Source organism: Pseudomonas kielensis, assembly GCF_030505375.1.
GTDB lineage: Bacteria > Pseudomonadota > Gammaproteobacteria > Pseudomonadales > Pseudomonadaceae > Aquipseudomonas > Aquipseudomonas kielensis.
Genome location: NZ_CP130043.1, coordinates 411,186 through 431,706 on the forward strand (window position 1 = coordinate 411,186; position 20,521 = coordinate 431,706).

The following is a 20,521-nucleotide window of genomic DNA, read 5'->3' on the forward strand; positions in this document are numbered from 1 at the left end:
CGCCAGCTCAGCCGCCGATGATTTTCATCACGGTCGCGCCACCGGAAAATGCCACTTCCTGCTTGTCCCCCAGCGCCTTGACCAACAGCCGTTGCAACGCCGGCAAGGCCTGGTGACGGGGCTTGTCCAGCAGGTCGCCGACATAGTGCCGATTGCTCGATGACAGGCAGCCATGCAACCAGCCCGTGGACGACAGGCGCAGGCGCGAGCAAGTCCGACAGAACGGAACGCTTTCATTGGCGATCACGCCGAAATGGCCGAGTTCGGGGATTTCATAGCGCACCGCCGTGGCATCCACCGGCGCATCGGCTTGCAGGTATTCGTAGCGCTCGCCAATCAGGCTGAGCAACTGCTGGAGGCTGACGAACTGTTGCAGGAAGGCATTCGAGTCAGACGCCAGGTGGCCCATGCGCATCAATTCGATAAAGCGCAGCTCATAGCCGCGCTCCAGGCAGTAATCGAGCAAGGGCATCACCTGATCCAGGTTCTGCCCGCGCAGCGGTACCATGTTGACCTTGATCTTGATGCCCGCGGCACGGGCCTGCTGCATGCCATCAAGCACCGTCGGCAGATCGCCACCCCGGGCGATACTGCGAAAGGCTGCCGGGTCGAGGGTATCGAGGGAAACGTTGATTCGGCGAATGCCGGCATCCACCAGCAAAGGCAGCTTTTTGCCCAGCAACTGACCGTTGGTGGTCAGGCTGATGTCGGCCAGGCCCATTTGCCCGACCGCCTGCATGAAGGTTTCCAGCTTCGGGCTCACCAGCGGTTCACCGCCAGTAATGCGCAGCCGCTCGATGCCAGCCGCCTCGATCAGGTACGCGACCCCGCGCGCCATGGCTTCGGCCGACAATTCGTCCTGCGCAGCCACCAGTCGCTTGCCGTTAGGCACGCAGTAGGTACAGGCATAGTTGCAGGCGGAGGTCAGGCTGACTCGCAAATTGCGGAAGCGCCTGCCTTGTCGGTCAACAATCATGGATTACTCCGGCGGAAGTCGGTGCGGAAAAGCTAAAACTTGACTCACAAATCAAGTTTTAGCAATACCTAAGCCTGAGTATATTCCTGGGGCACTGCGCCATACAGGGAAAACATGGCGCAATAAGGCCGCTGAATGAGTCAGCTGCCTGGGGTGTCGGTATCGCGCTTGCGCTTGTTGCCCATGCGCACGCCGATATCCATCAGAAACTGGAAGAAGCCTTCCTGGTCTTCCAGCACATTGCTCCAGAACGGCGAGTGATACAGCGCCACCGCGCCGTGCACCAGCGCCCAGGATGCGCAGTAGTGGAAATACGGCGGCACGTCTTCGAGCTTGCCTTCGCTGATGCGGCCCTTGATCAACAGGGTCAGGCGCTCGAAGTTGGAGGCGCGGATCTTGTGCAGCTCCTCGACCATCTCCGGCACCTGGTTGCCCTTGACCACCTTCTCTTCCAGGCGATCGAACAACCGGTAGCGTTGTGGGTCGCGCATGCGGAATTCGAAGTAGGCCCGGGACAGGGCTTCCTTATCCTTATCGACATCGGCAGAGTGCAGCAGCTCGTTCAGGTCACGCTCGTAATCGAGCATCAGGCGCAGATAGATCTCCGCCTTGGACTTGAAGTGCTTATAGATGGTGCCTTTGCCGATACCCACGGCATCAGCGATCATCTCGACGGTGACACTGTCTTCACCTTGTTCGAGGAACAGCTTGAGCGCGGTGTCGAGAATTTCTTGCTCGCGGCGACGAAACTCACGGACCTTACGAGGTTCTTTGTGCATAAGAAAAAGGTCTGTAGGGGTCAAAATTCGAAGCCGCGTATTATGCCTAACTTGCGCCAAATTGCACGGATCATCCGACCATGACTACGTTTCTTGATGAATTTGTACAGGCTCCAGGGCTTCGCTATTTGAATCATGCGGCCGTCGCGCCGTGGCCAAATCGAGCGGCCAGCGCCGTGGCGCGCTTCGCCCAGGAGAACGTTTTGCTGGGCGCGCGGGACTATTCGGACTGGATGGCGCTGGAGCAACGCCTGCGTGAACGCCTGATGCGCCTGCTAAACGCGCCATCGACGGACGATATCGCCCTGGTCAAAAATACTTCTGAAGCGCTGTCTTTTGTCGCCTTCGGACTGCCCTGGCAGAGCGGTGACCAGATCGTCATCAGTGACGAGGAGTTCCCATCCAACCGCATCGTCTGGGAAGCCCTGGCGGCGCAAGGCGTCGAAGTGATCCAGGCCAGCCTCAAGGGCGATGACCCGGAAGGCGCGCTGCTGGCTGCCTGCGGCCCCCGCACGCGCTTGATGTCGGTCAGCGCCGTACAATTTGCCAGCGGCCTGCGCCTGGACCTGCAGCGCCTGGGAGCCGGCTGCAAGCAGCAAAACGTGCTGTTTTGCATCGATGCCATCCAGCAACTCGGCGCCCTGCCCTTCGATGTCCAGAGCTATCAATGCGACTTTGCCATGGCCGACGGCCACAAATGGTTGCTGGGCCCGGAGGGCTTAGGGGTGTTCTACGTGCGTAGCGAACTGCGCGAACAACTCAAGCTGCACGAGTTCGGCTGGCACATGCTTGAACACATGGGCGACTACAGCCGCACCACCTGGGAGCCGGCCAAGAGTGCCCGGCGTTTCGAGTGCGGCAGCCCGAACATGCTCGGCGCGATGGCCCTGGAGGCGAGTCTGTCGTTATTGGAAGAAGTCGGCATGCCAACCGTGGCCGCCCTGATCGCCGAACGCGTGCAGTGGCTGCAGGACGGTTTGGGCGCAATCGCCGGGATCACCCTGCACAGCCCGCTCAATCCGGCCCGGCGCGGGGGGATTCTGTCCTTCAGCATCGACGGCATCGATAACCAGGTCGTGCACAAGGCCCTCACCGCCCAGCAGGTGGTGTGTATTCCGCGCGGGCCCGGCGTGCGCTTTTCCCCGCATTTCTATACTGAAAAACGCGTGATCGACGAAACTATCGCCATCGTCTCGGTCATCGCCAAGCAGTGAGAACTCAAGCGAAGCGCCGGTATTCCAAATATGTTTAAGAAACCGGGGGAGCAGACTGGACTCGGCGCAATACTGATCAATACTTGAAATGTCGGCGCGTCATCTCCCCCAAGTGGCGCGTGGATATAGGTACCAACGGACCGCGTGCCTTTGTTTTACTCCTAATGGTCTTAACCCGGATTCACCCCCCAGAACCCGGGTTTTTTTTGCCTGCGATTTGCCCCCTCCCCAGGGCCGTCGCTCACGCCGACTTGACGTGGGCCAGGGGGAACAGCCGCTTGAAGTTTTCGGTGGTCTGCTCGGCAAACCGCTCGTAGGATTCACCGCGCAGCATCGCCAGGAACTCCGCCACTTCGCGCACGTATTGCGGCAGGTTCGGCTTGCCACGGTAGGGAATCGGCGCCAGGTAGGGGGAATCGGTTTCCACCAACAGGCGATCGGCCGGCACCTTGCTCGCGACGTCGCGCAGGGCATCGGCATTGCGGAAGGTGACGATGCCGGACAACGAGATGTAGAAGCCCAGGTCCAGCGCCGCCTTGGCCATGTCCCAATCTTCGGTGAAGCAATGCAGCACGCCCGCCTGAGGCAAGGCGGCCTCACGCAGCAAGGCCAGGGTGTCGGCGCGCGCACCACGGGTGTGGACGATCACCGGCTTGCCCGTTTGCTGGGCGGCTTGCAGGTGCAGGCGGAAGGATTGCTGCTGCAGTTCGGCCGCCTCTGGCTCGTAATGGTAGTCCAGGCCAGTCTCGCCAATGGCCACCACCCGCGGGTGGTTGAGTTCCTGCAACAGCCAGTCCAGCGCCGGCGCCGCGCCCGGCTGGACGTCCAGCGGGTGCACGCCCACTGAACAGTCGACGTCGTCATAACGCTCGGCGAGCGCCTTGACGTCGGCCGCGTTGTCGGCACTGACGCCGATACACAGGAAATGCCCGACCCCACGCTGGCGCGCCGCTTCCAGGGCAGCGTCCAGGGAGCCGTCGTGGGCGGCAAGGTCGAGACGGTCGAGATGGCAATGGGAATCTACAAGCATAGTGAGGCTGCAACTAAATCGTATGGGTGGGGCACCCGGACAACGTCCGGGCAGCGCGGTTTAACGTTGAGCCGGCAACCCGGCCCACTGCACCAGCAGGGCTTCGAGCAGCAGCACACGGTTGAGGTTAGCCTTGCTCAGGACCTTCTGCCGCTGGGCGAGAATCCAGTCCTGGATGTTCAGCACTTTGTCCTGGGAGGACTTCTGCGCCAGGTACTGCACCACTTTGCGCATATCCACCAGGCCCAGGCCGGCTTCATCCTGGGTCAGCTGATAACGCAGGATCAGGCTCGACCAGTCGCAGAACCAGTCGAACAACAACAGCAGCGGGATCGCATTCCAGCCTTCGGCCAGTTGGGTGGGTGACTGCTGTTGCTTGAGCAGTTTCTTGACCCCGTCGACCACCAGCGCCCGCTGTTCGCGTACGCCCTGGGCCTGCAGGGTGACGGCTGCCAACGGCGAGCCGGCCGCCAGGGTCAGCAACTCGACGCGCTCCTCTTCAGAGCAATCAGGCAAGGCCTGGGCCAGCCACGCCAGGCTCATGGCCTCGCTGGGCAAGGGACAGGCCTGCTGCACACAGCGACTCTTGATGGTCGGCAACAGGCGGCTGGTCTGGTGGCTGACCAGCAACAGCACGGTGTCACCGGACGGCTCTTCGAGACTTTTGAGCAAGGCGTTGGCGGCGTTGGTGTTCATCGACTCCACCGGCTCGATCAGCACCACCTTGCGCCCGCCCAACTGCGCGGTCTGGACCACGAAACTGACCAGCTCACGGACCTGGTCGACCTTGATCGCCTTGTCCGCCTCCTCCGGTTCGAGGATGTAATTGTCCGGGTGACTGCCGGCCTTGAGCAGCAGGCAGGATTTGCATTGCCCGCAAGCGTCCAGGCCCTCTGGCCGCTGGCACAGCAGGCGCGCCATCAGGCGCTCGGCCAGGGCGCGCTTGCCAATGCCCTTGGGGCCATGGAGCAGATAGGCGTGGGCGTGCTGCCCGCGGCCGGCCAGTTGCTGCCAGAGGCTGTCCTGCCACGGATAGGCTTCAGCCACGGTGACGCTCCAGCAACTGTGGCAGCAAGACGTCCAGCGCCTGCTGCACCTGCGTCAATGGCTGGGCGGCGTCGACCAACAGGTAACGCCCCGGATCTGCCGCGGCACGCTGCAGGAAAGCCGCGCGCACGGCCTCGAAGAACACACGGCCTTCCTGCTCGAACCGATCCAGTCGGCCACGGGCACTGGCGCGGGCCATGCCAATCTCAATCGGCAAATCGAACACCAGGGTCAGGTCCGGGCGCAAATCGCCCTGGACGAAGGTCTCCAGCGCGGCGATACGCTCCAGCGACAACCCGCGGCCGGCGCCCTGATAGGCGTAGGTCGAATCGGTAAACCGGTCACAGAGCACCACCGCACCGCGCGCCAGCGCCGGGCGGATGACCTCGGCCAGGTGCTGGGCGCGGGCCGCGAACACCAGCAACAGCTCGGTGTCAGGGTGCATGACTTCCTCGACCGGCGCCAACAGTACTTCGCGGATGCGCTCGGCCAAAGGGGTCCCCCCCGGCTCGCGCGTCAGCACCACCTCGATACCGGCGTCACGCAGGCGTTCGGCCAGGTATTCGCGATTGGTGCTTTTGCCGGCGCCTTCTGGGCCTTCCAGGGTAATAAACAAGCCAGTCACAGGCAGTCCTTAGTCAGAGTCATTGCGGGCCTTGCGGTGCCTGGGTGTCAGGCGCCGACGCCGGTGCGGGTGCCTGCGGGGCCGCCTCAGGCGATTCCGGTACCGCTGGCACCTCGGGCACGACCGGCACCGGCTCCTCGGGCGTCACCGCACCATTGGCCGGCGCAGGGCTGGAACGATAGTCGGCGCGGCGCTTGAGCTGATACTCGCGCACGGCGTTGTTGTGGGCATCCAGGTCATCGGAGAACACATGGCTGCCATCGCCACGCGCCACGAAGTACAGGCTGCTGCCCGCCACCGGGTTGAGGGCCGCGTGAATTGCTTCACGACCGACCATGGCAATCGGCGTCGGCGGCAGGCCGAAAATCACATAAGTGTTGTAGGGGGTCGGCTCGCGCAGGGACGCGCGGGTCAATTTGCCGTTGTAGCGCTCACCCAGGCCATAGATCACGGTCGGATCGGTCTGCAGCATCATGCCGATCTGCATGCGCCGTACAAACACTCCGGCAATCTGCCCGCGCTCCTGCGGCACGCCGGTTTCCTTCTCCACCAGGGACGCCATGATCAGCGCCTGGTAGGGCTCGGAGTACGGCACATCCGGGGAGCGCTTGCTCCACTCCTTGGCTAGCACTTCTTCCAGTCGATCGTAGGCCTTTTCCAGCACTTCGGCGTCGGTCATGCCGCGAACGAAACGGTAGGTGTCCGGAAAGAACCGGCCCTCGGGGAACACGCCGGCATGGCCGAGCTTTTCCATCAGTTCGCTGTCGCTGAGGCCGGCGAGGGTCTGTTCGAGCTTGTCGTTTTTCGCCAGCGCTGCACGCACCTGGCGGAAGTTCCAGCCTTCCACCAGCGTCAGGCTGTACTGGACCACTTCGCCGCGCTGCCACAGGCCGATCAGGCCTTGGGCGCTCATGCCCGGCAACATGCGGTACTCGCCGCTGTGCAGGGGCTGGGTGGCCAGGTTGAAGCGCCAGTACAGGCGCAGCCAGAAAGCGTCCTCGAGCACGCCGTCGGCTTCCAGGCGATTGAAGGTCCCGGACGGTGTCGAGCCAGTGGGTACGTCGAGTAACTCTTCCTGAGTAATGTTGAGCGGCTGTTCCAGCGCCGAATTGATTTTCCAGGCCGAAGCGCCCAGCAGCAGCCCCGCCAGAACCAATCCGGTTTCCAGCAGTAGCAAGAGTTTACGTCTCACGAATCAAGCATCCAGTAGCGCGCGGGCAATTCCCTGCAGTTTACGGGTGAGCGGCCCAACCGGCCAGCTCAGCGCAGCATACGCGTTCACCGGCCAGATGCCGTAGACGCTGTTGCAGACGAAAACCTCATCAGCCTGTTGCAGTTGTTCGAGGCTGATGTCAGTGATTTCAGTGGGGATCCCCAGTGACTTGGCTTGAAACAATAATTCGCCACGCATCACGCCGGCGACGCCACAACGGCGCAAATCGGCGGTTACCAGCACACCTTCATGCACGATGAACAGATTACTGAAGACGCCCTCGATGACGCGGGCGTCCAGATCCAGCATCAGCCCTTCTGCGTACTCAGGCCCCTGCCACTCGGCGCGAGCAAGGACTTGCTCAAGGCGATTGAGGTGCTTGAGGCCGGCCAGCAGCGGCTGGCTGGACAAACGTGTAGCGCAGGGGAACAGGCGCACACCGTGCTCGGCATGAACATCCGGATAACGTGCGGGGGGATTGCCTTGCAGGATACGCCGCGGCGCGGCAGCAAGGTCGAAGGCATAACCGCGCTGGCTGTCGCCGCGGGTCAGGATCAGCTTGAGCACGCCGTCGCCAAGCGCAGCGGCATACGCCACCAGCTCGGCGCGAATCAACCCGTGATCCGCCGCCAGCGCTAGCCGTGAGCACCCCTCGGCCAAGCGTTGCAGGTGGCGCTCCAACAAGACGGGCTGGCCGCCCCTGACGGCGATGGTCTCGAACAAGCCATCGCCGTAGGCCAGGCCGCGGTCTTTTAGCGACAGTGCGTCAGCCGGCTGACCGTCGACCCAGCTTTCCATCAGTCGGCGAACCGACGGAACACCAGGGAGCCGTTGGTGCCACCAAACCCGAAGGAGTTGGACAGCACCACGTCGATATCCATATTGCGCGCGGTGTGCGGCACAAAATCGAGATCGCAGCCTTCGTCAGGCTCGTCCAGGTTGATGGTTGGCGGCGCCACCTGGCCATTGATTGCCAGCACGCTGAAGATCGCCTCGACGGCGCCCGCGGCACCCAGCAGGTGGCCAGTCATGGACTTGGTCGAGCTGACGGCCAGCTTGTAGGCGTGATCGCCGAACACGGTCTTGATCGCCTGGGCTTCGGCGAGGTCGCCGGCCGAGGTCGAGGTGCCGTGGGCATTGATGTACTGCACCTGATCGCCATTGATCCGCGCATCGCGCAGGGCGTTGGCGATGCAGCGCGCAGCACCGGCACCGTCCGCCGGAGGCGAGGTCATGTGATAGGCATCGCCGCTGGTACCAAAACCAATCAGCTCGGCGTAGATGGTCGCCCCGCGCGCCTTGGCGTGCTCCAGCTCTTCGAGAACCAGGGCCCCGGCACCGTCGGACAGTACAAAACCATCACGGCCCTTGTCCCATGGACGGCTGGCGCGAGTCGGTTCGTCATTGCGCGTGGAGAGTGCACGGGCAGCCCCAAAGCCGCCCATACCCAGGCCACAGGCTGCCATTTCGGCACCACCGGCAATCATCACGTCGGCTTCGCCGTAGGCAATGTTGCGCGCAGCCATGCCGATACAGTGGGTACCGGTGGTGCAGGCGGTGGCGATGGCGTAGTTAGGCCCCTGTATACCCAGGTGGATCGACAGGAAACCGGAAATCATATTGATGATCGAGCCCGGCACGAAAAACGGAGAAATCCGTCGCGGCCCGGAATCATGCAGCGTGCGGCTGGTTTCCTCGATATTGGTCAGACCGCCAATACCCGAGCCCATGGCCACGCCGATACGCTCACGGTTGGCATCGGTGACTTCCAGGCCGGCATTACGCACTGCCTGAAACCCGGCCGCCAGACCGTATTGAATGAACAGGTCGAGTTTGCGAGCTTCCTTGACCGACAGGTACTCCTCGACATTGAAGCCCTTTACCGAGCCGCCAAAACGAGTGGAATAGGCAGAAAGGTCAGTGTGCTCGATCAGACCAATGCCACTGCGGCCAGCCAGAATGCCCTGCCAGCTGCTCGGCACATCCGTGCCCAGTGGCGACAACATACCCATACCGGTGACTACGACGCGTCTACGCGACACAGCACTCTCCTTTTTTCAAATGACGACTTTGCATCAGACCTAAAGAAAAAACCGCACGCCATGATGGCAGTGCGGTTTTTCCATGACAGCGAACAACGATTACAAACTATTACGCCTGGTGGCTAGTAACGTAATCGATGGCAGCTTGTACAGTAGTGATCTTCTCAGCTTCTTCGTCAGGGATTTCGGTCTCGAATTCCTCTTCCAGAGCCATCACCAGCTCAACGGTGTCAAGGGAGTCGGCACCCAGGTCTTCAACGAAGGAAGCAGTGTTCACCACTTCTTCTTCTTTAACGCCCAGTTGCTCAGCAACGATTTTCTTGACGCGCTCTTCGATGGTGCTCATACCTTGTTTTCACTCCTAATGGACAAATTCAGGCAGCTGGCCAGTGGGTAAGTGTATAGAAAGGCTTTTCAGTTTTTCAACTGAAAGCTTCACTCCTCAAACCCTGACGACCGGCTGCCTATAAATAGATTGCAGCTTTATAACGGATTTTAGACAGCTCGTATGACATTTTTTTGAAGCGATCCGTCACATTTAACTCATGTACATCCCGCCGTTCACCGGGATTGTAGCCCCAGTAACGTAAGCCGCACCGTCCGACGCAAGAAAAGCGACCACAGACGCGATCTCTTGAGCTTGCCCCAGACGACCCAGCGGAATTTGTGTCTGCAGGGCTTCACGCTGCGCTTCAGGCAGTTCGCGGGTCATATCGGTGTCGATGAACCCAGGGGCCACCGAGTTGACCGTAATCGAGCGCGAACCCACTTCACGGGCCAAAGCGCGACTGAAACCTTCCAGACCTGCCTTGGCGGCTGCATAGTTTACTTGGCCTGCGTTGCCCATGGCACCCACAACCGAACCAATACTGATAATTCGACCCCATCGCGCCTTGGTCATGCCGCGCAAAACGCCCTTGGACAGGCGGAACAGACTGTTCAGGTTGGTATCGACGACGTCATGCCATTCGTCATCTTTCATCCGCATCATCAGGTTATCGCGGGTGATACCGGCGTTATTGACCAGGATCGCTGGCGCACCGAACTGCTCCTGGATGCTTGCCAGAACACTGGCCACGGACTCGTCGCTAGTGACGTTGAGTTCCAGGCCCGTGCCCTGAATACCATTTTCCTTCAGGGTGGCGGCAATGCGCTCGGCACCCGAGGCGGAAGTCGCGGTGCCAACCACGATGGCACCCTGACGACCCAATTCCAGGGCGATAGCCTGGCCAATGCCACGGCTCGCACCAGTGACCAGTGCAACTTTACCTTGCAGACTCATGCAAGCTTCTCCTGATTCAGGCCAACGCTGCACGGGTGGCAGCGAAAGCGTCTGGGGTATTGAGGTTGGATGTCGACACGCCTTCGGCGCAGCGCTTGTTCAAGCCGGCCAGGACTTTGCCCGGGCCGCACTCGACCAGATTGGTCGCGCCCTTGGCCGCCAGCGCCTGTACGGACTCGACCCAGCGCACTGGCTTGTACAGTTGCTCGAGCAGATCACGCTTGAGGGTCTGCAGATCGGCCGGCACTTGCGCGCTGACGTTCTGCACCAGCGGAATCTGCGGGGCCTGCCAGTCAATCGCAGCGACGGACTCGGCAAACTGCTCGGCCGCCGGACGCATCAGCTCACAGTGAGACGGCACGCTGACCGGCAACGGCATGGCGCGCTTGGCACCCCGCGCCTTGCAGCCTTCGATGGCACGCTCGACTGCCGCCTTGGCACCGGCGATCACCACCTGGCCCGGGGAGTTGAAGTTGACGGCACTGACCACCTCGCCCCGCGCCGCTTCGCTACAGGCCGCCAGCACGTCAGCATCGTCCAGGCCGAGAATCGCCGCCATGGCGCCCTGCCCGGCCGGAACGGCTTGTTGCATCAGTTGGCCACGACGCTCCACCAGCTTCACGGCGTCGCCCAGGCTCAGGCTGCCTGCCGCGACCAGGGCGCTGTATTCGCCCAGGCTGTGACCGGCCACATAAGCCGGACGCGCACCACCTTCAGCCAGCCACAGGCGCCACAGGGCGATAGAGGCGGTCAGGATGGCCGGCTGGGTCTTGTCGGTTTGATTGAGCTGCTCTTCCGGCCCTTGCTGGGTCAGTGCCCACAGGTCGTAACCCAGAGCATCGGAAGCTTCTTTGAATGTTTCGAGGATCAGCGGATATTGCGCGCCCAACTCGGCCAGCATGCCGAGGGACTGCGAACCCTGTCCTGGAAAGACGAATGCGAGGGAAGCAGACATGTAACAAGCCCCTAATGATCTTGTCGTCGGAGAGTTGACGCCCCGCTGTGGGGACGCAAGAAACTGACAGTTGGATGGCCAATTGAACCGAGCGGTCACATTTAAGCATTGTCCGACGAAAATGCCTAAAGCAGCAAATCCTCGAGACGCCCATGGAGTCGCTGCGGCAGATTCTCCTGAATCTCGATCAAGGCTCGCTGGATCGCACTCTGAAAGCCCTGCACGCCAGCCGAACCGTGGCTCTTGACCACAATCCCCTGCAACCCGAGGAAGCTCGCGCCGTTGTGCCGCGCAGGCGCCAGGTCGGCCTGCAAGCGCTTCATCAAGGGCAATGCCAGGGCCCCGACCAGCCTTGATGCAAGATTTTGCTTGAACAAGGCTTCGATACGCCCGGCAATCATGGTCGCCAGGCCTTCGCTGGACTTGAGCAGGATGTTGCCGACAAAACCGTCACAGACCACCACATCCGCCTCGCCCCGGTACAGGCCATCACCCTCGACAAAACCGATGTAGTTCAAGCCCCGGGCACCTTGCAACAGGGTCGCCGCAAGCTTGACCTGCTGATTGCCCTTGATGTCCTCGGTGCCGATATTCAACAACGCCACCCTGGGCCGGGTGATCCCCAGCGTCTCGGCCGCCACCGACCCCATCACCGCGAACTGGAACAGGTGCTCGGCACTGCAATCGACGTTGGCCCCCAGATCCAGCAACTGGCAATAACCCTTTTGTGTCGGGATCGCCGCAACCATCGCTGGACGATCGATTCCCGGCAACGTCTTGAGCACGAACCGCGACAACGCCATCAGCGCGCCGGTGTTGCCAGCACTGACACAGGCCTGGACCTTGCCGTCACGCAGCAACTCGAGCGCCACGCGCATCGACGAATCGGGCTTGCCACGCAGGGCCTGGGCGGGTTTTTCGTCCATGGTGATGACTTCGGATGCCGGAGCAATCGACAGGCGCGCGCGATCCACAGCCGATTGGCCAGCGATCAATTCTTCAAGAAGGGAGGGTTGACCGACGAGGGTCAGGTGCAGCGAGGGCGTAGCAGACAGACAAGCAAGGCTGGCCTGAACAATGCTGCGGGGACCGAAGTCCCCGCCCATTGCGTCAATCGCGATGACTTGAGCGGACAAGGATTACTCGTCAGCGCCCTTGTCGATCACTTTACGGCCACGGTATACGCCTTCTGGCGATACGTGGTGACGCAGGTGAACTTCACCAGTGGTCTTTTCTACGGACAGAGTGCTTGCCTCGAGAGCGTCGTGCGAACGACGCATGTCACGGGCGGAGCGGGATTTTTTGTTCTGCTGAACAGCCATAATTGATTAACTCCTAAACGTTTGGGTCACGCTTTAACTGCGCCAATACACTGAACGGGTTGGACCGCGTTACCTCGTCCTCGCTCGGTTCGGGCTCATCGAGACCCGCCGGCTGCTGGCATTCTTCCGGATGATGAGCAGGCACAATGGGCAAGGCGAGCAAAAGCTCCTCCTCGATCAGTGACTGCAGATCCAAAGGATCTTCGCCCAGTTCCAGCACGTCATAACCTTTCGGCAACGACTGGGTATTCGCACCCTCCTTTACCACAGCATAACTGCATTCGCTGTGAATCGGCAGGGTGACCAGCTCAAGACAACGCTGGCAAACCATTTTGACCTCGGTGTCGATAAAACTGTGGATCACCACAGATTTACGTTCATCTCGTTCAAAAACGAATTTAGCCTGCACCGTACCGACAGTGTCGGAAAGCGGGTCGCAGAGTCTCTCCAAATCGGCCAGCAGCATTTCACCTTGGAGGGTGGTGCCACGATCAGCCAATTTGCGCGGGTCAACGTGAGGTGGAATCGGGTCATTCAACATAGGCGCAGCATTATAGGGATGCACCCGCCCTTGTCAAAGGAAATTCAGTCCTGTCCGTCACTTGCAGCCCCCGCTAGAATTTGCGACTGACTTCTGGAGAGCCCTATGCTGCCTTTATTACTCGCTTCAAGCTCGGTTTATCGCCGTGAATTACTGGCTCGCTTGCAGCTGCCTTTTACCTGCAGCTCCCCGGATATCGACGAAAGCCCATTGGCAGGCGAGTCCGCCATCGAGCTGGTCAGACGCCTGGCACAGGCCAAGGCCCAGGCACTGGCTGCCAGCCATCCGGGGCATCTGATCATCGGCTCGGACCAGGTCGCGGTACTCGACGGCAAGATCATCGGCAAGCCCCACACCTTCGACAAGGCTCGCGAACAGCTGCTGGCCGCCAGCGGTGCCAGCGTGACCTTCCTCACCGGCCTGGCCCTGCTCAACAGCCAGAGCGGCCACTGCCAGCTCGACTGCATCCCCTTCACCGTCCATATGCGCACACTCGACCCCGCGCGCGTGGAGCACTACCTGCGCGCCGAGCAGCCCTACGACTGCGCTGGCAGCTTCAAGGCCGAAGGACTGGGGGTGAGCCTGTTCCAGCGCACCGAAGGCCCGGACGCCACCAGCCTGGTCGGCCTGCCGCTCATTCGCCTGGTGGACATGCTATTGGCCGAAGGCATCCAGATCCCGTAGCCACTGCCGAGCCGCGCGAGACAACACCAACGACCGCAGGACGTTCGCTCGGCCCGACAATGTGCACAGGGTCACTACGCCACCCAACACAGGCTGCGCCAGCGGCTACAGACCATAAAAAAACCGGCCACGCAGGCCGGTTTTTCATGTCGTGCAGTAATCAGCGCAAGGCCGGGCCGTGAAAGCCCATCCACATGGCCAATTGCTCAGCCACACTGGCGCCAAGTTTTTTCGAGAAGCGATCGAACGGCGATTCCTGGATGGTGAAGTCCACCAACTCCTTCTCGCCGATCACGTCCCGCGCCACCGAACTGGCACTGCCCAGGCCATCGATCAAGCCCAGCGGCAAAGCCTGCTCGCCAGACCAGACCAGCCCGGAGAACAGCTCCGGATGCTCCTTGTCCTTCAGCCGGTCACCACGCCCCTTCTTCACACTGGCAATGAACTGCTGATGAGTGGTGTCCAGCACGCTCTGCCAGAATTGGGTTTCTTCCGGTTTTTGTGGCTGGAACGGATCGAGGAACGATTTGTGCTCACCCGAGGTGTAGGTACGCCGCTCGACACCCAGCTTCTCCATGGTGCCAACAAAGCCATAGCCGGCCGCTGTGACACCGATGGAGCCCACCAGACTGGCCTTGTCGGCATAGATCTGGTCCGCGGCACTGGCAATATAGTAGGCACCCGAGGCACCCAGATCGGAAATTACCGCATAAACCTTGATCTGCGGGTGCAAGGCGCGCAACCGCACGATCTCGTCATAGACGTAACCGGACTGCACCGGACTGCCGCCCGGACTGTTGATCCGCAGCACGATACCCTTGACCTTGGTATCCTCGAACGCCGCACGCAGACTGCCAACGATATTGTCGGCGCTGGCCGGCTCCTTGTCGGCAATCATCCCGGTGATCTCGATCAACGCGGTGTAGCCCGGACCACGCGTCGCGCTCTTTTCAATATCCATCAGCGGCGTGAACAGGATCAGCGCGACAAACAGGTACACAAAGGTCAGCAGCTTGAAGAAAATCCCCCAACGCCGCGAGCGCCGCTGCTCCTGCACACCGGCCAGCAGGGTTTTTTCCAGCAGTTTCCAGCTCTTGTCTTCGCCATCTGCAGCACTGGCTTTGACAGGCGCCTTCCATTCGTCAGTCATTGCATCTACCCCAACCCGAACTTAATTGGCCCGCTGACCCAGCCAGGCACGCAATTGCGAAAAATGATCAATAGCCAGGCACGGCTCGTACGCGCGCAGCGCCTCTATGGATTGGGCGCCATAGCTGACGGCGACAGACGCCATCCCGGCATTGCGAGCCATCTGCAGATCAAACGAGGAATCCCCCACCATCAGCGCCTGCTCAGGCCTGACCGCGCAATGCGCCAGGATCTGCTCGAGCATCAAGGGGTGCGGCTTACTGGCGGTTTCGTCGGCGGCGCGGGTGATATCAAAATAATCTTCCCAGCCATGGGACTTCAGCACCCGATCCAGGCCGCGACGCGCCTTGCCGGTGGCCACGGCCAACTGATAACCCTCGTCACGAAATGCCTCAAGCGACTCGAGCACACCCTCGAACAACGGCGAAGGCTCGGCCTCCAACGCGATGTAGTGATCGGCATAATGCTGACGAAACGCCACCAACTCTGCATCACCGATCTGCGGGTACAAGGTGCGAATCGCCTCTGGCAGACCCAGCCCGATAATGCCTTTGACTGCCAGATCGCTGCACAGCGCAAAACCTGAGCGCTCGGACGCGACATGCATCGCCTCGACGATCCGGCCAATGGAATCGGCCAGCGTCCCATCCCAATCGAAAATCAGTAGTTTGCAATCAGAGGGGTGCACTCAGGCGCTCCACGGTCTTGGCCCACATTTCATCCACTGGCGCCTGCAACTTCAACTCACTGCCGTCCGGCAGCGGCACAGTCAGCATGTAGGCATGGAGGAACAATCGCTTGCCACCCAGATCGCGAATCTCCTTGGAGAACCCCTCCTCGCCGTACTTGGTATCGCCAGCAATGCAGTGCCCGGCGTGCAAGGTATGGACACGGATCTGGTGAGTCCGACCGGTAATCGGCTTGGCTTCGATCAAGGTGGCAAAGTCGCCAAAGCGACGCAGGACCTTGAACACGGTCACGGACTCCTTGCCCTCCTCCTCGTCGACCTCGACCATGCGCTCGCCGGAGCGCAGATTGCTCTTTCCGAGCGGAGCCCGGACTTGCTTGATCGAACTCGCCCAGTTGCCGCGTACCAGCGCCATGTAGCGCTTGTCCACGCCATCGCCGCGCAATGCCGTGTGCAAGTGACGCAGCATGCTGCGCTTCTTGGCAATCATCAGCAGGCCGGAGGTGTCACGGTCGAGACGGTGAACCAGTTCCAGCTCCTTGCAATCGGGACGCAACTGACGAAAAGCCTCAATCACCCCGAAGGTCAAGCCGCTGCCACCGTGAACGGCAATGCCGCACGGCTTGTTGATCACGATCAGCGCCTTGTCTTCAAAGACTATCGAGGCTTCCAGGCGTTGCAACAACCCCTGGGCCAAGGGCACCGGCTCGTCACGCTCCGGCACACGCACCGGCGGCACGCGCACGATGTCGCCCGCCTGCAGTTTGTACTCGGGCTTGATCCGACCTTTGTTCACTCGCACTTCGCCTTTACGCAAAATGCGGTAAATCAAGGTCTTGGGCACGCCTTTGAGCCGAGCAAGAAGGAAGTTGTCAATTCGTTGGCCGGCATATTCCGGCGAGACCTCCAGCAGTTGTACGGCTGGGGTCGGGGGGGTAGTCGTCGTCATGTCGCGAATGATAACAATTTTTTATGGAATTGAAGCACTTAATCATTGCTGCTATAGTCGCGAACGCCGCCAAAAGCGGCTGGACAGAGGACAAACGGCAAGCTGCCGGCCCTGACCAACGCAATTCATCAGGACGCGAGGCCGTCCTACGGGGCTTTCGCATCTTCTGGAAGGTTCGTGATTGTAACAAGCGCAGGTGACATGAGGCCTGAAGCGAGTGCAACAAACAGAGTACCACTCGTCTGTTGCGCCGATATTTACGGCCAGTTCACAAAGTGCAGTCAGTCCCGAATCACACCTGGGTCGAGAGTTTCGGAAACAACGCCTGTTACAAGCTGGGAGCCAGCCAAACAGCTTTCACCCAGTCTTGTGTAGCCATGAGCGTGGACTCCCCATTGGAGAACACGGTAAATGCCAACCCGCTGCGGATTCTGCGCGCGGCAGCACCCGAATTATCAGGGATACGTGTAGGGTGGAGATGCACAACCGTCGGACCGTGTAGCACTAGGCTTATATTTAGACGCTTCATCTCGTCCACAGTCGCCGGTTGATTCCTCCTCCTGACTGAGTGCTTAAGTAGCCACAGCAAGCAGGACGCGTACGTCGCGATGAAGGCCCACATTGGCCGGACTTCGCTGGACACGGGAATGGCCAACCACTCCTGACGCACCTGACACCGACCGTGAGAAGTCGTGTGTGCCGAACGCCGTTTCCGGCAGCCCGGAAACCGACGGTACTACATGAAAAGAATGCTGATTAACGCAACTCAACCCGAAGAGTTGCGTGTTGCACTGGTAGATGGCCAGCGCCTCTACGACCTGGACATCGAATCCGGTGCACGCGAGCAGAAGAAGGCCAACATCTATAAAGGCCGGATTACTCGCATCGAACCAAGCCTTGAGGCTGCCTTTGTCGATTTCGGCTCTGAGCGCCACGGCTTCCTGCCCCTCAAAGAAATCTCCCGCGAATACTTCAAGAAAGCTCCTGAAGGTCGCGTCAACATCAAGGACGTCCTGAGCGAAGGCCAGGAAGTCATCGTTCAGGTCGAAAAAGAAGAACGTGGCAACAAGGGCGCCGCCCTGACCACCTTCATCAGCCTGGCCGGTCGTTACCTGGTGCTGATGCCAAACAACCCACGTGCTGGCGGTATCTCCCGTCGCATCGAGGGTGAAGAGCGCAACGAACTGCGTGAAGCCCTGAACGGCCTGGTTGCCCCGGCTGACATGGGTCTGATCGTGCGCACTGCCGGCCTTGGCCGCAGCAGCGAAGAAATGCAGTGGGACCTCGACTACCTGCTGCAACTGTGGACCGCCATCAAAGAAGCCTCGCTGGATCGCTCCGCGCCATTCCTGATCTACCAGGAAAGCAACGTGATCATCCGCGCGATCCGCGACTACCTGCGCCAGGACATCGGCGAAGTGCTGATCGACAGCGTTGAAGCCCAGGACGAAGCCCTGACCTTCATCCGCCAGGTGATGCCGCAGTACGCCAGCAAGATCAAGCTGTACGAAGACAGCGTGCCGCTGTTCAACCGTTTCCAGATCGAAAGCCAGATCGAGACCGCTTTCCAGCGCGTCGTTGAACTGCCTTCCGGCGGCTCCATCGTCATCGATCCAACCGAAGCCCTGGTGTCCATCGACATCAACTCGGCGCGCGCCACCAAAGGCAGCGACATCGAAGAAACCGCCCTGCAGACCAACCTTGAAGCCGCCGAAGAAATCGCCCGTCAGTTGCGCCTGCGCGACATCGGCGGCCTGATCGTCATCGACTTCATCGACATGACCCCTGCCAAGAACCAGCGCGCCGTGGAAGAAAAAGTCCGCGAATGCCTGGAAGCCGACCGCGCTCGCGTGCAAGTCGGTCGCATCTCGCGCTTCGGCCTGCTGGAAATGTCCCGTCAGCGCCTGCGTCCATCGCTCGGCGAAAGCAGCGGCATCGTCTGCCCGCGTTGCAACGGCACCGGCATCATCCGTGACGTTGAATCGCTGTCGCTGGCGATCCTGCGCCTGATCGAAGAAGAAGCCCTGAAAGACCGCACTGCCGAAGTTCGCGCCCAGGTGCCGATCCCGGTGGCAGCGTTCCTGCTCAACGAAAAACGCAACTCGATCACCAAGATCGAACTGCGCACCCGCGCCCGCATCGTCATCCTGCCGAACGATCACCTCGAGACACCGCACTTCGAAGTGCAGCGCCTGCGCGATGACAGCCCGGAAGCCCACACCAACCAGTCCAGCTACGAAATCGCAGCTGCCGCGGCTGAAGTGGAAGAAGTGCAACCGGCCGCCGCCACCCGCACCCTGGTTCGCCAGGAAGCCGCGGTGAAGACTGCCCCAGCCCGTGCCAACGCACCGGTGCCGGTTGAAGTCGCAGCAGCTCCGGTAGCCGCTCCGGCTGCCGTGCCAGAGCCAAGCCTGTTCAAGGGCCTGGTGAAGTCGCTGGTCAGCCTGTTCGCCACCAAGGAAGAGCCAGCCGCTCCGGTAGTGGTTGAAAAACCTGCCGCCGAGCGTCCAGCCCGCAATGAAGAGCGTCGCAACGGCCGTCAGCAGAGCCGCAACCGTAACGGTCGCCGCGATGAAGAACGCAAGCCACGCGAAGAACGTGCACCGCGTGAAGAACGCGCTCCACGTGAGCCGCGCGAAGAGCGCCAACCACGCGAAGCCCGTGAAGAGACCCCGACCGTTGCTCGCGAAGAGCGCGCACCTCGCGCCCCACGTGAAGAGCGTGCTCCACGCCCACCCCGTGAAGAGCGCAAGCCACGTGGCGATCGTGAAGACCGTCCGGTACGTGAACTGCGTGAGCCTCTGGATGCCGCCCCCGCCGCTGCTACTGCCGCTGTTGCTGCTACCGCCGTCGCTGAAGAGCGCCCAGCTCGTCAGCCACGCGAAGAGCGTGCACCGCGTCCGCCGCGTGAAGAGCGTCAACCACGTGCCGAACAGGCTGCTGCCCCGGTTGCCGAAGAAGAACTGGTAACCAGCGAAGAGCAACTGTCGGAAGATGGTCAGGACAACGCCGAAGGCGATCGTCCACGTCGCCGCTCCCGTGGCCAGCGTCGCCGCAGCAACCGTCGCGAGCGTCAACGTGATGCCAACGGCAACGTGATCGAAGGCTCGGAAGAGTCCGAAGGCAACGAAGAGCCTACGGGCGCTGAACTGGCTGCCGGCCTGGCCGTGACCGCAGCGGTTGCCAGCAGCGTGATCAGTGCTCCAGCCGAAGCCGAGGCTCATCAGCAAGCTGAGCGCGCTACCGCCGCCGTGACTGAAGACGTTGCTCAGCCAACCGCTGAGGTTGAAGCACCCGCCGTGGAAGCCACCACCCCAGTCGAAGCGCCAGCCGCTCCTGCTGTAGAAGTGGCGCCCGTGGTTGAAGCCCAGGTTGTTGAAGCACAACCGCAAGTAGTGGCTGAAGCCGAAGCCGTGGTGCACACACCTGTCGCTGTAGAAGCGGTAGTCGAAGCCCCTGTGGTGGTTGAAGCACCTGCTGTCGAAGCGCCGGTAGCCGAACAGGCACCTGAAGCCCGCGAAGAGCAGACCGCCTTCAACTGGGTAGCCGAGCCAGCCGTGGTTGAAGCCGTAGTCACCGAGGTTGTGGCACCGGTTGCCCCTGTGGTTGCCGAGCCAGCGCCAGTTGAAGCGCCAGTCGTGGCCGAAGCGGCTGCCCCGGTTGTCGAAACTGCACCCGTTGTCGAAGCTGCACCAGCCGTGGTCCTGACCGAAAACGGTCGCGCACCGAACGACCCACGTGAAGTGCGTCGCCGCAAGCGTGAAGCCGAGCGCCTGCAGAAGGAAGCCGAACTGGCTGCCGCTGCTGCACCGGTCGCTGAAGTCGCTGCCGAGCCTGCTGCCCCTGCCATCGACGAAAACCTGCGTTCCGTCGAAGAAGTGGTAGAGCAACACCCTGAGGCCCTGGAAAAAGAGCACGAGCCTAAACCCCTCGCCTGATTCCATCGGCCACTAAAAAGCCCCGCCTGAGCAATCAGGCGGGGCTTTTTTTATATTCGGGTTGCGCCCTCGCACCCATCGCGAGCA

Annotated in this window: 20 protein-coding genes; 3 read left to right on the top strand and 17 right to left on the bottom strand. The window is 61.1% G+C overall.

Annotated elements, in window-relative coordinates:
- Positions 1–7: 7 nt before the first annotated feature.
- Together Q1W70_RS02145 and Q1W70_RS02150 are read right to left on the bottom strand one after the other, a co-directional pair.
- Positions 8–976 (bottom strand): GTP 3',8-cyclase MoaA, encoded by a 969-nt coding sequence (locus tag Q1W70_RS02145; RefSeq protein WP_166591321.1) that lies wholly within the window; start codon positions 974–976, stop codon positions 8–10.
- Between the two features lie 140 nt (positions 977–1,116).
- Entirely contained in the window at positions 1,117–1,755 is a 639-nt protein-coding gene (locus tag Q1W70_RS02150; RefSeq protein WP_095167659.1) for a TetR/AcrR family transcriptional regulator, read from the bottom strand.
- An 80-nt stretch (positions 1,756–1,835) separates the two neighbouring features.
- Between Q1W70_RS02150 and Q1W70_RS02155 the strand changes: the two genes are divergently transcribed.
- Positions 1,836–2,969: an aminotransferase class V-fold PLP-dependent enzyme gene (locus Q1W70_RS02155; RefSeq protein ID WP_166591319.1), complete on the top strand. Its 1,134-nt coding sequence runs from the start codon at positions 1,836–1,838 to the stop codon at positions 2,967–2,969.
- Between the two features lie 241 nt (positions 2,970–3,210).
- Here Q1W70_RS02155 and Q1W70_RS02160 read toward each other — a convergent pair whose 3' ends face one another.
- The 12 genes from Q1W70_RS02160 to Q1W70_RS02215 form a co-directional block, all read right to left on the bottom strand.
- Positions 3,211–3,999 (bottom strand): TatD family hydrolase, encoded by a 789-nt coding sequence (locus tag Q1W70_RS02160; RefSeq protein ID WP_166591318.1) that lies wholly within the window; start codon positions 3,997–3,999, stop codon positions 3,211–3,213.
- A gap of 60 nt (positions 4,000–4,059) precedes the next feature.
- Positions 4,060–5,046: a DNA polymerase III subunit delta' gene (locus Q1W70_RS02165; RefSeq protein ID WP_166591317.1), complete on the bottom strand. Its 987-nt coding sequence runs from the start codon at positions 5,044–5,046 to the stop codon at positions 4,060–4,062.
- Complete coding sequence (gene tmk / locus Q1W70_RS02170; protein ID WP_166591316.1) at positions 5,039–5,671, bottom strand: dTMP kinase; 633 nt, start codon at positions 5,669–5,671, stop codon at positions 5,039–5,041. Before tmk ends, Q1W70_RS02165 begins: the two co-directional genes overlap by 8 nt.
- A 19-nt stretch (positions 5,672–5,690) precedes the next feature.
- A complete protein-coding gene (mltG, locus tag Q1W70_RS02175) occupies positions 5,691–6,863 on the bottom strand; it encodes an endolytic transglycosylase MltG (protein ID WP_166591315.1) in 1,173 nt (390 codons plus the stop codon).
- 3 nt (positions 6,864–6,866) lie between these two features.
- A complete protein-coding gene (gene pabC / locus Q1W70_RS02180; RefSeq protein WP_182343968.1) occupies positions 6,867–7,682 on the bottom strand; it encodes an aminodeoxychorismate lyase in 816 nt (271 codons plus the stop codon).
- The gene (fabF, locus tag Q1W70_RS02185; RefSeq protein WP_166591313.1) at positions 7,682–8,926 is read right to left on the bottom strand and encodes a beta-ketoacyl-ACP synthase II; all 1,245 of its coding nucleotides are present in this window, start codon (positions 8,924–8,926) and stop codon (positions 7,682–7,684) included. The genes pabC and fabF overlap by 1 nt, the downstream gene beginning before the upstream one ends.
- Before the next feature lie 109 nt (positions 8,927–9,035).
- Positions 9,036–9,272: an acyl carrier protein gene (acpP, locus tag Q1W70_RS02190; RefSeq protein ID WP_003175607.1), complete on the bottom strand. Its 237-nt coding sequence runs from the start codon at positions 9,270–9,272 to the stop codon at positions 9,036–9,038.
- Positions 9,273–9,464: 192 nt separating this feature from the next.
- Positions 9,465–10,208, bottom strand: coding sequence for a 3-oxoacyl-ACP reductase FabG (fabG, locus tag Q1W70_RS02195; protein WP_166591312.1), 744 nt, complete (start codon positions 10,206–10,208; stop codon positions 9,465–9,467).
- Positions 10,209–10,224: 16 nt separating this feature from the next.
- The gene (fabD, locus tag Q1W70_RS02200; protein ID WP_302098604.1) at positions 10,225–11,163 is read right to left on the bottom strand and encodes an ACP S-malonyltransferase; all 939 of its coding nucleotides are present in this window, start codon (positions 11,161–11,163) and stop codon (positions 10,225–10,227) included.
- Between the two features lie 125 nt (positions 11,164–11,288).
- Complete coding sequence (plsX, locus tag Q1W70_RS02205) at positions 11,289–12,299, bottom strand: phosphate acyltransferase PlsX (RefSeq protein ID WP_182343966.1); 1,011 nt, start codon at positions 12,297–12,299, stop codon at positions 11,289–11,291.
- 3 nt (positions 12,300–12,302) lie between these two features.
- Positions 12,303–12,485, bottom strand: coding sequence for a 50S ribosomal protein L32 (gene rpmF, locus Q1W70_RS02210; RefSeq protein WP_003179396.1), 183 nt, complete (start codon positions 12,483–12,485; stop codon positions 12,303–12,305).
- A 13-nt stretch (positions 12,486–12,498) separates the two neighbouring features.
- Positions 12,499–13,026: a YceD family protein gene (locus Q1W70_RS02215; RefSeq protein WP_008152342.1), complete on the bottom strand. Its 528-nt coding sequence runs from the start codon at positions 13,024–13,026 to the stop codon at positions 12,499–12,501.
- Positions 13,027–13,131: 105 nt separating this feature from the next.
- Between Q1W70_RS02215 and Q1W70_RS02220 the strand changes: the two genes are divergently transcribed.
- Positions 13,132–13,710, top strand: a complete 579-nt coding sequence (locus Q1W70_RS02220) for a Maf family protein (protein ID WP_166591309.1) — start codon at positions 13,132–13,134, stop codon at positions 13,708–13,710.
- A gap of 160 nt (positions 13,711–13,870) precedes the next feature.
- On the opposite strand, the gene sppA is transcribed toward Q1W70_RS02220, so the two are convergent.
- Genes sppA through rluC form a run of 3 tightly spaced genes read right to left on the bottom strand, consistent with a single transcriptional unit; the run spans position 13,871 to position 16,496 of the window.
- Positions 13,871–14,860, bottom strand: coding sequence for a signal peptide peptidase SppA (gene sppA / locus Q1W70_RS02225; protein ID WP_185818833.1), 990 nt, complete (start codon positions 14,858–14,860; stop codon positions 13,871–13,873).
- 21 nt (positions 14,861–14,881) lie between these two features.
- The gene (locus Q1W70_RS02230; protein WP_166591307.1) at positions 14,882–15,547 is read right to left on the bottom strand and encodes an HAD-IA family hydrolase; all 666 of its coding nucleotides are present in this window, start codon (positions 15,545–15,547) and stop codon (positions 14,882–14,884) included.
- The gene (rluC, locus tag Q1W70_RS02235; protein ID WP_166591306.1) at positions 15,534–16,496 is read right to left on the bottom strand and encodes a 23S rRNA pseudouridine(955/2504/2580) synthase RluC; all 963 of its coding nucleotides are present in this window, start codon (positions 16,494–16,496) and stop codon (positions 15,534–15,536) included. The genes Q1W70_RS02230 and rluC overlap by 14 nt, the downstream gene beginning before the upstream one ends.
- 740 nt (positions 16,497–17,236) lie before the next feature.
- Between rluC and rne the strand changes: the two genes are divergently transcribed.
- Entirely contained in the window at positions 17,237–20,434 is a 3,198-nt protein-coding gene (gene rne, locus Q1W70_RS02240; protein WP_166591305.1) for a ribonuclease E, read from the top strand.
- The last annotated feature ends 87 nt before the right edge of the window (positions 20,435–20,521 follow it).

What these genes read in the sequence shown, in the direction of transcription:
- sppA (WP_185818833.1), bottom strand. Translation starts at nt 14,860, where the DNA reads ATGACTGACGAATGGAAGGCGCCTGTCAAAGCCAGTGCTGCAGATGGC.
- pabC (WP_182343968.1), bottom strand. Translation starts at nt 7,682, where the DNA reads ATGGAAAGCTGGGTCGACGGTCAGCCGGCTGACGCACTGTCGCTAAAA.
- Q1W70_RS02215 (WP_008152342.1), bottom strand. Translation starts at nt 13,026, where the DNA reads ATGTTGAATGACCCGATTCCACCTCACGTTGACCCGCGCAAATTGGCT.
- Q1W70_RS02220 (WP_166591309.1), top strand. Translation starts at nt 13,132, where the DNA reads ATGCTGCCTTTATTACTCGCTTCAAGCTCGGTTTATCGCCGTGAATTA.
- Q1W70_RS02160 (WP_166591318.1), bottom strand. Translation starts at nt 3,999, where the DNA reads ATGCTTGTAGATTCCCATTGCCATCTCGACCGTCTCGACCTTGCCGCC.
- fabD (WP_302098604.1), bottom strand. Translation starts at nt 11,163, where the DNA reads ATGTCTGCTTCCCTCGCATTCGTCTTTCCAGGACAGGGTTCGCAGTCC.
- rluC (WP_166591306.1), bottom strand. Translation starts at nt 16,496, where the DNA reads ATGACGACGACTACCCCCCCGACCCCAGCCGTACAACTGCTGGAGGTC.
- rpmF (WP_003179396.1), bottom strand. Translation starts at nt 12,485, where the DNA reads ATGGCTGTTCAGCAGAACAAAAAATCCCGCTCCGCCCGTGACATGCGT.
- rne (WP_166591305.1), top strand. Translation starts at nt 17,237, where the DNA reads ATGAAAAGAATGCTGATTAACGCAACTCAACCCGAAGAGTTGCGTGTT.
- acpP (WP_003175607.1), bottom strand. Translation starts at nt 9,272, where the DNA reads ATGAGCACCATCGAAGAGCGCGTCAAGAAAATCGTTGCTGAGCAACTG.
- fabG (WP_166591312.1), bottom strand. Translation starts at nt 10,208, where the DNA reads ATGAGTCTGCAAGGTAAAGTTGCACTGGTCACTGGTGCGAGCCGTGGC.
- Q1W70_RS02155 (WP_166591319.1), top strand. Translation starts at nt 1,836, where the DNA reads ATGACTACGTTTCTTGATGAATTTGTACAGGCTCCAGGGCTTCGCTAT.
- Q1W70_RS02145 (WP_166591321.1), bottom strand. Translation starts at nt 976, where the DNA reads ATGATTGTTGACCGACAAGGCAGGCGCTTCCGCAATTTGCGAGTCAGC.
- Q1W70_RS02150 (WP_095167659.1), bottom strand. Translation starts at nt 1,755, where the DNA reads ATGCACAAAGAACCTCGTAAGGTCCGTGAGTTTCGTCGCCGCGAGCAA.